The sequence below is a fragment of the Rhodococcus sp. NyZ502 genome (assembly GCF_041464245.1).
GTDB classification, from domain to species: Bacteria; Actinomycetota; Actinomycetes; order Mycobacteriales; family Mycobacteriaceae; genus Rhodococcus_F; species Rhodococcus_F qingshengii.
In genome coordinates this window covers 2293218-2305867 of record NZ_CP167155.1, presented here as the reverse complement: position 1 = coordinate 2305867, position 12650 = coordinate 2293218, and the positions used below count along the sequence as shown (strand labels likewise).

Below are 12650 nucleotides of genomic sequence, written 5' to 3'. Positions count from 1 at the left end.
CATTCACAGCAGGTCGAGCAAGAACGGCAACTCCTGCGCGGCGTACCACGCCAACTCGTGGTCCTCCGCGTCACCGAGCGTGAACTCGGCATCGGCGTCACCGAGATCTGCCGCGTCGACTATGCCAGCAGCGCGCTCGATGTCCGATTCTGCCTGTTCGAGGTCGACATGCACAGATGCAACCTGAGCCATCGTGACAGGACCCGCCAATCGGACTACCGAATCGTCGAGATCTGGCCGTAACTTCACATCGGCATCGTCGACGTCGGCGGCAACGACAGCACGCCGGAAGGTGACGTCACCCTCGGTTCCGGCGATCAGCCGCAGCGACGCACGCGCAGCCTCACCCATGGCGACCTCGGCCAACTCGTCGTCGTCCCCCGCCGCGTACGACTCACGCAGAGTCGGGGTGACCGCAAAAGCCGTCCGGCTCATAGGGTCGAACTCCTGATCTGCGACCAACTGCTGCAAAATCTCGACCGTCGCCGGTACGTACACCCTCATGAGACCACCTTCATGCTCGTTCGTCACCGACTCGCATCCGTCAATTCCTCGAGTGACTCGAAGATCAGCGAACGAACGACGTCGACGTCCGACATCGCGTCACGGTCGGCATTCAAACCGTAGTAGACATTCCCGTCGTACGACGTCAGGGCGATGCTGAGTGTCTGATTCTTGAGTAGTGGCGACACGGGATACATCTCGAGCATCCGAGCCCCACCGAGGTAGAGCGGAAATTGCGGCCCTGGCGCATTGGTGATCATCAAGTTGAACATTCGCTGCGACAGACTGCTGGCCGCACGCGAGCTCATCGCATGCAGCGTCGCCGGCGCAAACCCGGACATTCGCACCATCGTCTGCGCGGTGACCCGCCGACCCTGACGCGCGAATGCCTCCGTCGCATGGGCCACGTGCGAGAGCCGAACCACCGCGTTGGGTTCACCGACAGGCAGGTCGATGAGGAACGAGGAAACATGTCCGGGCGCTTGCGGATCGTCGACGTCAGGACTCTCCGGGCCGTCGGTGTAGACCGACATGGGCACCATCGCTCGCACGATGGTCGCCTCGGTCACCGGTTCACCGCGCGAGAGCAACCAGTTCCGCATCGCACCCGCGATGACGGTCAGGATCACGTCGTTGATCTCGCACCCGTACCGCGCACGAATGCGTCGATAGTCCTCCAGAGACGTCTTGGCCACCGCAAGGCGCCGATTGCGCGAGATGGTGGCATTGAGCGGGCTCGACGGGGCCACCTGGGTCGCCGTTCGAACCACTTCTGCAAGCTTCCCGAGTGCACTCACTGCCTCGGTGACGGACGTGGTCACGTCGTTGAACGCTGCACGCGCCCGCGCGATCCCCTCCCCCGGGCTCGTCACGAGATCTGCCAGTGCACTGACCAACAAGCTGGTGTCGCTCGGCGGCCTGGCGGGCATCCACAATTCTTCGGGGCCTGGCGCTCGATTCTTCTCCGGATCGAAGATCACCTGACTGATCTCTGGAGCCGCCTCGCCGTCCACCAACGACGAATGAGACTTCGTGAAGATGGCAAATCTGTTTCTGGTCAGCCCCTCGACCAGGTACATCTCCCACAACGGCCTCGTGCTGTCGAGTGGTCTCGACGTCAGCCGCGCGATCAGATCCATCAGCTGTTCGTCGGAACCTGGTTTGGGCAGAGCCGATCGGCGTACGTGATAGGTGATGTCGAAATCCGAGTCGTCCACCCAGACGGGGCGGGCCAGACCGAACGCCACCTCGCGAACTCTCTGTCGGTACCGCGGAACCGATCCGAGCCGCTCTTCGACAAGTCGAAGCAACTCCTCGTGATCGATCCCGTTTCGCAGTTGCCTGAAGATCCCCAACGAGCCGACATGCATCGGCGTCGTCCCGGCTTCGAGGAAGTAGAAAGCGGCATCCTGAGTCGTCAGTCTGTTCACCATGGCTTCGTGTCCCCTCCTTCGCCGAGATCGAACAGAATCGACAACTCCTCGATGGTCGATTCCGAGCCGACGTGATGGACCCCGACCATCCCGACGGCCACAGCCGCCCGGACGTTGATTTCGAGATCATCCACGAAAACGAAATCCTCCGGCTCGACGCCCAAACGACTCGCTGCCAACAGATAGATCTCGGCGTCGGGCTTTGCCATCTCGACATCACCGGACAAGATCACGTCGTCGACCAAGACCCCGTCGCCGAGATCCCGCAACCACTGAGCACTGGCGCCGCCGGGATCGTTGCTGACGATTCCCGTCACGATTCCGCGGGCCTTCACCGCGCGCACGACCGCGCTCAAGCCGTCGAGATCCGATCCCGGACCGAACAGCACGCCACCGACATCCAACAGAAGTCCCCGCACGCCATCACCCTAAGTCGCGATGGTGATCACGGCGACATCTCGAGCGATTCGTGTCATGCTTCTCACCATCGCTCGGGGGAGCGAAGTCCGAGACAGCTGTCTCGGACGCAGGATCATCCGGGGGGATGTCATGGAGCAGGACTGCAAGATCGTTCTCGAGCCGGCGCCGCAATTCGAGCCTCACCCGCATACCGTCGTGCTGTCGCGGCCACAGTGCCGGCCAGACCGAACGCAGTGCCGAACAGACCGGATGCTGCGTCGCCCGCGAAAGACGCCACACAACGGAACGTCGCCCAGTACCGGGTTCACTCACGCTCCGGAACCGCGGCTGGTAGGTGCCGACATCTTCTGGAACCGATCACTACGTCTGGTTCTCGAAACCGTCGACCGACGACGAAATCCACGGCAACTCAAGGGCGTGTTGACGCCGTCCGTCCTGGAAGTTGTTGCGCGACTTTACACTTCGGATTTCTCGGCCCGGAAGCTGGGCGGCGCGGCCGTTCACCGCACCCACGTTCAAGCAGTGTCGGAGAGTACCGCCGAAGTCTGTGCGACGTACACACGAGGCACGCAGACTTTTGCCGTCGCAGGCCGGATCGACCACTCAGACGAAACAGGCTGGACGGTCACCGCACTACACGTGGTGTGACCGTCCAGCCTGCCGAGTACTGACTGCGCTAATACCTCAGCGCTTGCGCTTGGACTTCGGAGCTCGATTGCTCTTCGACTGCGTCCGTGCGGCTTCACGACGTTCGCGACGAGAGGCGGCACCGTCGCCGGTGTCGGCAGCCGAGTCACGTGTTGCCTTTGCCTTGCCGTCCTCGTCCGGGCCGGTGTACGTCAGACGCGACGGACCTTCGTCGTCAAGTCCCTTGGCGCGCAACGCCGTCGGGGCAGCAGTTCCGGCTGTCCTGGCCGCAGCTTCCTGCGTGGGGAGCGGCTTGGGCGCCGTGGCGGACGCCGCGGCGGCAGAGCCCGCGGTGACGGAAATTCCACTTGCGGGCTGCGCCGGAGCTGCCTCGACCTGCAGGTTGAAGAGGAATCCGACGGACTCTTCCTTCAATCCGTCGAGCATGCCGATGAACATGTCGTAACCCTCGCGCTGGTACTCGACCAGCGGATCGCGCTGGGCCATCGCACGCAGACCGATTCCCTCCTTGAGGTAATCCATCTCGTAGAGATGCTCGCGCCACTTACGGTCCAGGACCGAGAGGAAGACACGACGCTCGAGTTCACGCATACCGTTTTCGCCGGCGATCGCATCGATCTCGGCTTCGCGCTTCTTGTACGCCGCGTGGGCGTCTTCGAGCAAAGCGGTTCGCAGGTCGTCACGGCTCAGGTCACTGTTGATGCCTGCGCCGTCCTCCCCTGCCAACGTCTTGTGATCGATGCCGACCGGGTACAGCGTCTTCAGCGCCGTCCACAGCTGCTCGAGATCCCAGTCCTCGACGTATCCCTCAGCGGTGGCACCGTCGACGTAGGCGGTGACCACGTCAGTGATCATCTGCTCGACCTGGCCTTCCATGTCCTCACCCTCGAGGATCTGGCGGCGCTCCTTGTAGATGACCGTTCGCTGCTGGTTCATGACCTCGTCGTACTTGAGGACATTCTTGCGAATTTCGAAGTTCTGCTGCTCCACCTGGGTCTGAGCGCTCTTGATGGCCTTCGAGACCATTTTGGCTTCGATCGGGACGTCGTCGGGCAGGTTCAGGCGCGTCATGATCGACTCGAGTGCCGAACCGTTGAAGCGGCGCATGAGCTCGTCACCGAGCGAAAGGTAGAACCGCGATTCGCCGGGATCACCCTGACGTCCGGAACGACCACGCAACTGATTGTCGATTCGGCGCGATTCGTGACGCTCGGTGCCCAGGACGTACAGGCCGCCGGCATCGCGGACCTTCTCGGCGTCTGCCTTGACCTCAGCCTTGACCTCGTCCAGGACTGCGTCCCAGGCTGCCTCGTACTCGTCCGGCGTCGTGACCGGGTCGAGGCCCTTCTTGCGCAGCGCGATGTCCGCGATGATGTCCGGGTTACCACCGAGCACGACGTCGGTACCGCGGCCGGCCATGTTGGTCGCGACGGTGACCGCGCCGGAGCGACCGGCCTCGGCGATGATGGTCGCTTCCTTCTCGTGGAACTTGGCGTTGAGGACGTTGTGGGCAACGCCGCGCTTGGTGAACTGCTTGGACAGGTACTCCGAGCGCTCGACGCTGGTGGTACCGATCAGGACGGGCTGGCCGTTCTCGTGGCGCTCGACGACGTCGTCGACCACCGCGTCGAACTTGGCTTCCTCGGTCTTGTAGATGAGGTCGCCGTTGTCGACTCGGACCATCGGACGGTTGGTCGGGATCGGGATCACACCGAGCGTGTAAGTCTGGTGAAGCTCGGCAGCTTCCGTCTCGGCGGTACCCGTCATGCCCGACAACTTGTCGTACAGACGGAAGTAGTTCTGCAGGGTGATGGTGGCAAGGGTCTGGTTCTCCGCCTTGATCTCCACCTTCTCCTTGGCCTCGATCGCCTGGTGCATGCCCTCGTTGTAGCGGCGGCCGACCAGCACGCGGCCGGTGAACTCGTCGACGATGATGACCTCACCGTCGCGGACGATGTAGTCCTTGTCCTTGGTGTAGAGCTCCTTGGCCTTGATCGCGTTGTTCAAGTAGCTCACCAGCGGCGAATTCGCGGCTTCGTACAGGTTGTCGATACCGAGCTGGTCCTCGACCAGTTCGACGCCCGCCTCGTGCACACCGATGGTGCGCTTGCGGATGTCGACCTCGTAGTGAACGTCCTTCTTCAGCAGCGGCGCGATGCGCGCGAACTCGCTGTACCACTTGCTGGAGCCGTCGGCCGGGCCCGAGATGATGAGGGGGGTTCGGGCTTCGTCGATGAGGATCGAGTCGACCTCGTCCACGATGGCAAACGCATGGCCACGCTGGACCAGGTCGTCCAACGAATGCGTCATGTTGTCGCGCAGGTAGTCGAAGCCGAACTCGTTGTTGGTGCCGTACGTGATGTCGGCTGCGTAGGCGACGCGGCGCTCGGCCGGCGTCATGCCCGAGAGAATCACACTGGTCTCGAGGCCGAGGGCGCGGTGAACGCGGCCCATCCACTCGGAGTCACGCTTGGCGAGGTAGTCGTTGACCGTCACCACGTGGACGCCGTCACCCGCGATCGCGTTCAGGTATGCCGGAAGAACACAGGTCAGGGTCTTGCCCTCACCGGTCTTCATCTCGGCGACGTTGCCGAAGTGCAGGGCCGCGCCGCCCATGATCTGCACGTGGAAGTGCTTCTGGTCGATCACGCGCCACGACGCCTCGCGGGCAACCGAGAATGCCTCGGGCAGCAACTCGTCGAGAGTTTCCCCGGCGGCATAGCGCTCACGGAACTCGGTGGTCTTGGCTTTGAGTTGCTCGTCTGTCAGGCCTTCGACATCGGGCGACAGAGATTCCACATGCTCGGCGATGTGCTTGAGCCGCTTGACCATGCGACCTTCACCAACACGGAGCAGCTTCGATAGCGACAGCGACGGCACAGTCTTCTTCGTCCTCAATCTTCGGCGACAGGGGGTCACACACTGAAAATCCGGCCGGGGTCCGAAAACTCCGGCCGGATTCCATGGTAGGCGCTACCGGCGGCGAGCGAGCAAACCCACCACCGATTGGGTCATGTCAGGCGGATCAATCCGTAGTCGAAAGCGTGACGACGGTAGACGACGGACGGCTTGTCCGACTCCTTGTCATGGAAGAGAAAGAAGTCGTGTCCGACCAGTTCCATCTCGTAGAGAGCGTCGTCGATGGTCATCGGCTCGGCCGGGTGATCCTTCGTGCGGACCACGCGTCCCGGGCCGTCGTACTCGTCCGGCTCTTGACCGTTCAGCGAAATGTCCGGTGTGACTCCGAGTGAGTCTGCGTCGACGAGGGAGGCGGTTGCCTCCGCGACGGACACCGGTCGCTTGTCGCCGTAATGGACCTTCTTGCGGTCCTTGGTTCGACGGAGGCGACTCTCGAGCTTGTCGATCACCGATTCGAAGGCGGCGTAGAAGCTGTCTGCGGACGCTTCGGCTCGGGCCACCGGGCCTTTACCTCGAGCGGTGATCTCGACGCGCTGGCAACTCTTGGCCTGTCGTCGGTTGCGTTCATGTTGGAGTTCCACGTCGAAGTGGAATATGGAGGGGTCGAAGTGTTCGAGTCGCGCCAGCTTTTCCGAAACGTAGATTCGGAAGTGATCGGGGATCTCGACATTTCGTCCCTTGACTACGACGTCGGATCTCGGAGCTGCGGCATTCTCGGAACGCTCGATGGTGGCGTCCTCGATGAAAAACGAGGCTTGCGAAGGGGTCGTCACTCGTACCTCCCAATTACGGCCCCGCCCCACGGTGGGCGGCGGCAAATTCTGCAAGTACCGAGAGGGGATCCGCCCGGCACCAGTATCGAAGTACCACCTCCTACCAGTATTTTCGGGTGTGCCGCCGACGCTAGTACGTAACGCGCGCGAGTGCCACTGTTCCAACGAAATTCATCTAAGCCCCTGCAAGGACAAGCACGAGAGTTGTCCGAATCCCACTGAGCGAGAGGGCCCGAACCGACTCTGCCGCAGTCGCTCCCGTGGTGAGGACGTCGTCGAGCAGGACGATGTCACTGTCCCCGGCAATCGAAGAGATCGCAGTGGTGTCGAGAGACACATGACCGTTCACGTTGGTCACCCGGTCGGCCGCGGACAGTCCCACCGAGTCACGTACACCTCGCGTCATCCGGAGAATCGGACAGACACGTACCGGACGACCCGCGACAGAACCAATTTCCCGCTTTCCGCGCATACTTTCGGCTATCCGGCGAACCGGATCACCCCCGCGAGATCGCGCCGCTCGGGCGCGCGTGGGAGCCGGCACCAGCACGATCGGCGGACGACCCCCGCTGCCGAGCTCGCCCCACCGTTCCAGAGTGGCCAACGCGTCGGCCACAGCGATCCCCAGAGGCATCGCGAGGTCCCGACGACCCCGTTCCTTCATCTCGATCACACTGCGTCGCCTGGGGCCGTCGTAGCGGCCGAGTGCCCAGACGGGCACGCCCGGATCCACGCGCGGACTCAGTTGAAGCGGATGATCGCGCAGCAGTTCCGCGCACTCACCGCACCACAGAGTCCCCGAGCGGCCACACCCACCACACTCGCGTGGCAACAGCAGGTCGAGCAGACCGGCACCGAATTTCTTGTCCCCCATGGCCGAATCATGAACCTGAGCACCGACATGCATCAGAGCGCAGACATTCACCAGAGCGCAGAGGCGTCAGCCAGGCAGAACCGGAATCGCCTTCTGTCCGGTCAGCACGGTCACCTCACGCCAGCGGCGATCCCCGGCGGGGTCGTTGTTGTTCAGTTGGAACACCGCACGCGCGTCGGCGACGTACTCGGTGGTCGGCGATGCATCCACGGAGGTGACGGGAGCGGTCAGGTTTCCACTCGGCAGCGCGTCCATTCGTGAGCCGTCGATCGCGACCTGGACGACCGGTATGTCGGCTCCACTGCGCGCGATCACGATGGTGTCGCTGTTGCTCCAATCGAGTGAGAGCGCGGTACTGCCCAAGCCGGACGCCACTGCGCGTGGACTCGTCAGGGCGTAGACCCCGCTGGCGGTGCGCACGACCACAGCCAGGTAGACCTTGCCGTCGATGATCATCGCCGCTCGCACGCCGTCCCGCGACAGACGCAGTTCCGAGATCGTGGAACCGACCGACGTCAGGGCCCCGACGTCGACGTTGGTGACCGACACCCGGCCGGTGCCTGGTTCACGGACGACCCGAACGACGGTATTGCCGTTCACAGCCGTCCAGACCGCGTTGTTGTCCAGCTCCCACGAGGGTCTGGTGATGGCGCTGCCTTCGAGTACCGGAACGGACCCTTCGCCGTATGTCCCGAGCGACAAGTCGAATCTTGTGCCGGGATCCGGCCGAGCGGTGTCCGCGACGGCTGCCACCAACTTGCCGTCCCGTGAGAGAGCAGCCGCCGTGAGGTTGCCCGCATTGCCTGCGAAACCGGGCACCGGAGTCGCCTCTTGCTCGGTGACACTCACCAGTGAACCGTTGCGCAGTGCATGCAGTCCGACGGTTGCACTCGTGGTGGCCAGTGGGTTGGTGGATGCGACGTCGGCGGTGGTCCAGCCGTCGGCATGAGCCGCGTCCAGCGGTTCGCCGTCGATCTCCAGAACGTACGGCCCTGCCACATCGGCGTTGGCGAGCGTCCAAATGACCTGTGCTGCAAACAAACCGCGAGTAGCAGCATCCATCGGGTTGTCAAGGCGGAAGTTGATGCGCACACCACCGAGACCGACTCCGACCTGTCCCGGCTTACCGTCGGCCTTGGTGATCGGACCGATCACCGACACGCCATTGCCCAGTTCGTTTCGCACAGCCGGCGCCAGCGCTGCCTTCGGTCCGTCGATCATCAGACCGATCAGCTGAGCCGCCACCTGGTCCTGCCCGCCGGAGATCCAGCGAAGATCGGGGACGACCGTCTGGCTGGTGGGGTCGAGGAAAAACAACGACTTCCGCTGGTAAGCGCCGAGGAACTGCGGACGCTCCATGATCACGCCGGGAGGCAGATCACTGATCCGCCATTCGCCGTCGGTCAACGCCAGGGTCATCCTCGCTTCGAAGCTGCCCTCTTCGGGAACGTACAGTCCTCCCGGGTCGAGGCGACCGACCTTGTTCACACGAATCGTGTAGACGGCTTCGGTGCTGGTTCGAGAAACAGAGAGCACATCGACCTTGTCGACGATGACAGCACTTGCCGCGTCGTCCCAACGCGCCGACGCGTCCTTGGTGAGGTACTGACGGGCTGCGGCATGCCGGTTGGACGGATCGGTACTTGCCTTGACGAAGTCACGTACCAGCAGGTCCGGCTCTCGCCCCGATGCCGGTGATTCGACAGAGGTTCCGGGCACGGCTGTCGCCAGAGTTCCGATTGCCTGTGGCGACGAGGACTCCGGCAAACTCGCGCATGCACCGGTCAGCAACAGCACGCTGAGCGTTGTTGCGAGAAGTGCCAGACGGCGGCGGGTTCCGATCATGATCGATCCCCACCGTTGGACTCGTTCCGTGAGTCAGTTTCGCGCGGAGTCGGCAAGGACGATGTGACCTCGCCGACGGTATCGGCGACGATGTCGGCTTCGCTCGGCGTGCGGACGAATTTGGTGGTCGTCGGCTTGAGTGGCAGCGGACTCGACACGACTTTCTTGCCACGGGTGCGCGAGAGCGTCAGCCGGAAGCAGGCGCCGACTCCCGGTTCGCCCCAGGCCTCGAGCTTGCCGTCGTGCAGATTCGCGTCCTCGACACTGATTGCGAGGCCGAGTCCGGTGCCACCACTGCGGCGCACACGGGACGGGTCCGATCGCCAGAACCGGTTGAAGACCAACTTCTCCTCGCCCGGACGCAACCCGACGCCACTGTCGCGGACGATGAAGGCGAGGGCATTGTCGTCGGCGCGAAGGCGAAGCAGAATCGGCTTCCCCTCACCGTGGTCGATGGCGTTGGCAAGGAGATTTCGCAGGATGCGTTCGACGCGGCGCGGATCGACATCTGCCATGACCGGCTCGTCGGGCATGTCCACGATCAGTTCGGTGCCGGATTCGCGGGCGAGATGGCGAACCGTGGAAACGGCCGCTCGCGCACACATACGCACGTCGAGTTGTTCGGATGCGAGTTCCGCGACACCGGCGTCGTGGCGGGAGATCTCGAGGAGGTCCGCCAGAAGCCCCTCGAACCTGTCCAGCTCGGCGACAAGCAGTTCCGACGACCGACGCAGCATCGGGTCGAGGTTCTCGCTGCCGTCGTAGATCAGGTCGGCGGCCATCCGGACCGTGGTCAGAGGTGTGCGGAGTTCATGGCTGACATCGGAGGTGAAGCGTTTCTGGAGACTGCCGAACTCCTCCAGCTGGGTGATCTGTTTGGACAGACTCTCGGCCATCTCGTTGAAGGACATGGCCAGGCGCGCCATGTCGTCCTCGCCGCGGACCGGCATTCGTTCCTTGAGTCGGCCGTCTGCGAAACGCACTGCGATTCGCGAGGCCGATCGGATGGGAAGCACGACCTGTCTGGCAACCAACAGCGAAATCGCCGCCAAGAGCACCAGCAACACGGCTCCACCGATCAGCAGGGTGCTTCGAACAAGAGACAGACTTCGGTCTTCGCTGGCGAGCGGGAAGATCAGATACAGCTCGAGTCCCGATATCGACGACGCGGTGGGGCTACCGATGATCAGCGCGGGTCCGGAGTAACCGTTCGGGTTGGACACCGTCGCGAATTGGTAACTGATCTGGCCGCGTTTGACGAACTCGCGAAGGTTGTCGGGGATCTGATCGACCGGTCCCGAACTCGTCGGCTGGCGCGGCCCGTCCCCTGGCACGATGAGCACCGGGTCGAAGGTGCCGGCCGACCCGGAGGCCTGGCCCGAGGTCTGGTTTCGACGGCTGGTCAGTCCGGATGCAGCGCTTTCCAATTGAACGTTGAGCGCCGTCGAATCGTCGACGCCCGCGAGTTGGTCTTCGACGATGCCGCGGGCTCGGTCCATTTCCTCGGTCGCCGCGGTGATCTTCGTTTCCAACAGCCGATCGGTGATCTGGCTGGTCAGCACGACACCGAGAATGACGATGACGATCAAGGACAACGTCAAAGTCGAGACGACCACTCGCAATTGGAGCGAGCGTCGCCACGTGTGCGCGAGGGTGTTGCTCATCGAGTGACACCACCGCAGAAATGGCGTCAGCCGTCGGTTGAGACGACGACGCCACCTGGAAACTCCGCTCACGGCGGTCCGGCCTTGTAGCCGACCCCCCTGACCGTCAGAACCACTTCGGGATTCTCGGGATCAGTTTCGACCTTGGCGCGCAAACGCTGAACGTGCACGTTCACCAGGCGGGTGTCGGCGGCGTGGCGGTATCCCCACACCTGCTCGAGGAGGACTTCACGGGTGAACACCTGGCGCGGCTTGCGCGCCAATGCGACCAGCAGGTCGAATTCGAGTGGTGTGAGCGAGATCTGCTCGCTGCCGCGGCTGACCTTGTGTGCCGGAACGTCGATCACGATGTCGGCGATGCTCAGCAGCTCGGCCGGCTCCTCTTCCGTGCGGCGCAGGCGAGCACGCACCCGCGCCACCAGCTCCTTCGGCTTGAACGGCTTCATGATGTAGTCGTCCGCACCGGATTCGAGGCCGAGTACGACGTCGACGGTGTCGGTCTTGGCCGTCAACATCACGATGGGCACGCCGGAATCCGCACGCAGAACTCGGCATACGTCGATCCCGTTCATTCCGGGAAGCATGAGATCGAGCAGGACGAGGTCGGGCCGGGTCTCACGCACTGCCGCGAGCGCCAGGGTTCCGTCGCCTACCACGTAGGGATCGAAACCCTCACCACGCAGCACGATCGTGAGCATCTCGGCGAGTGCCGTGTCGTCGTCGACAACCAGAATCCTTGGTTTCATATCCCTATCGTTGCATCTCGGAGCGATGAATCAGACCGTTACGAGGCCGTGCGGCGTGCCGCGTCTTTCCCTCTACTGTGCCGGAAAGTTCGAATCCCGGCCGCAAGGGTGACCGATCACGCGAAATCCGCGAGCCTGCGCGCCAGTTCGCCCGGGTCCGTCTCCGGCCCCACGATCCACCAGGGCGAGACCCAGTCCGTCGCTGCCAACTGCTTGTAGAGCTCACCGGTTCTGGCCTGCAGGCCGCCGTCGCGCTCGTAGGCGTCGAGCTGACGCGACGCGTCCTCGGCCTCACGCGAGCGAGCACGCTGCTCGGCCAGAGCTACCGGTACGTCGAGGTACAACTGCAGATCGGGAGCGGGAAGAGCGAGTCGACCCAACTCCAATTCACGGACCCAGGCGACCATCTCGCCGTCCACGCCCTGATGCGCGCGCGCCGCGTTGTAGGCGGCGTTGGACGCCACGTAGCGATCGAGGAGAACAATGTCGTTGGCGGACAACAGGTCCGAGATCCGATCCGCCGCACCCGCGCGGTCCAGGGCGAACAGGACTGCCATCGCGTTCACGGATTCAGCCAGGTCTCCGTGCGATCCTTTGAGTGCCTCGGCAGCAAGATCCGCGTGGATCGACTTCCCGTACCGCGGAAAATCCAGAGTCGCGATCGACGTGCCGCCGCGGCGGAGTTCGCTCTCCACTTTGCCGATCAACGTTCGCTTTCCAGCGCCGTCGAGGCCTTCCAATGCCACCAGTGTTCCCACGGCGGACAAGCCTATCCCCCGGCCTGCTTGCGCAGACCGGGGGACGGCGGACACTACATCCTCAGT

The 12650-nt window shown here is 63.4% G+C and carries 11 protein-coding genes; 1 reads left to right on the top strand and 10 read right to left on the bottom strand.

From position 1 onward, the window contains the following. Positions 1 to 3: 3 nt before the first annotated feature. Genes ACBG85_RS10770 through ACBG85_RS10760 form a run of 3 tightly spaced genes read right to left on the bottom strand, consistent with a single transcriptional unit; the run spans position 4 to position 2356 of the window. Entirely contained in the window at positions 4 to 504 is a 501-nt protein-coding gene (locus ACBG85_RS10770) for a hypothetical protein (protein ID WP_030535010.1), read from the bottom strand. A gap of 23 nt (positions 505 to 527) precedes the next feature. After that, entirely contained in the window at positions 528 to 1937 is a 1410-nt protein-coding gene (locus tag ACBG85_RS10765) for a wax ester/triacylglycerol synthase family O-acyltransferase (protein ID WP_007731194.1), read from the bottom strand. After that, positions 1931 to 2356, bottom strand: coding sequence for an HAD-IA family hydrolase (locus tag ACBG85_RS10760; protein ID WP_003940859.1), 426 nt, complete (start codon positions 2354 to 2356; stop codon positions 1931 to 1933). The genes ACBG85_RS10765 and ACBG85_RS10760 overlap by 7 nt, the downstream gene beginning before the upstream one ends. 130 nt (positions 2357 to 2486) lie before the next feature. On the opposite strand from ACBG85_RS10760, the gene ACBG85_RS10755 reads away from it, so the two are divergent. Continuing rightward, positions 2487 to 3005, top strand: coding sequence for an Rv3235 family protein (locus tag ACBG85_RS10755; protein ID WP_372027452.1), 519 nt, complete (start codon positions 2487 to 2489; stop codon positions 3003 to 3005). Between the two features lie 36 nt (positions 3006 to 3041). Here the strand turns inward: ACBG85_RS10755 and secA are convergent, their stop codons facing one another. The 7 genes from secA to ACBG85_RS10720 all read right to left on the bottom strand — a co-directional run bounded on the left by secA (position 3042) and on the right by ACBG85_RS10720 (position 12584). Next, entirely contained in the window at positions 3042 to 5885 is a 2844-nt protein-coding gene (gene secA, locus ACBG85_RS10750; RefSeq protein WP_007731191.1) for a preprotein translocase subunit SecA, read from the bottom strand. Between the two features lie 131 nt (positions 5886 to 6016). Further along, the gene (gene hpf, locus ACBG85_RS10745) at positions 6017 to 6697 is read right to left on the bottom strand and encodes a ribosome hibernation-promoting factor, HPF/YfiA family (RefSeq protein WP_003940893.1); all 681 of its coding nucleotides are present in this window, start codon (positions 6695 to 6697) and stop codon (positions 6017 to 6019) included. A gap of 175 nt (positions 6698 to 6872) precedes the next feature. Further along, positions 6873 to 7604, bottom strand: coding sequence for a ComF family protein (locus tag ACBG85_RS10740; RefSeq protein ID WP_003940811.1), 732 nt, complete (start codon positions 7602 to 7604; stop codon positions 6873 to 6875). 33 nt (positions 7605 to 7637) lie between these two features. After that, positions 7638 to 9416 (bottom strand): MtrAB system accessory lipoprotein LpqB, encoded by a 1779-nt coding sequence (lpqB, locus tag ACBG85_RS10735; RefSeq protein WP_003940768.1) that lies wholly within the window; start codon positions 9414 to 9416, stop codon positions 7638 to 7640. Next, complete coding sequence (gene mtrB, locus ACBG85_RS10730) at positions 9413 to 11152, bottom strand: MtrAB system histidine kinase MtrB (RefSeq protein ID WP_042450112.1); 1740 nt, start codon at positions 11150 to 11152, stop codon at positions 9413 to 9415. Before mtrB ends, lpqB begins: the two co-directional genes overlap by 4 nt. After that, positions 11149 to 11826: an MtrAB system response regulator MtrA gene (gene mtrA, locus ACBG85_RS10725; protein WP_003941013.1), complete on the bottom strand. Its 678-nt coding sequence runs from the start codon at positions 11824 to 11826 to the stop codon at positions 11149 to 11151. The genes mtrB and mtrA overlap by 4 nt, the downstream gene beginning before the upstream one ends. A 116-nt stretch (positions 11827 to 11942) precedes the next feature. Then, positions 11943 to 12584 carry a dTMP kinase gene (locus ACBG85_RS10720; RefSeq protein ID WP_007731190.1) on the bottom strand — a complete coding sequence of 214 codons (642 nt, stop codon included), beginning with the start codon at positions 12582 to 12584 and terminating at the stop codon, positions 11943 to 11945. Between the last annotated feature and the right edge of the window lie 66 nt (positions 12585 to 12650).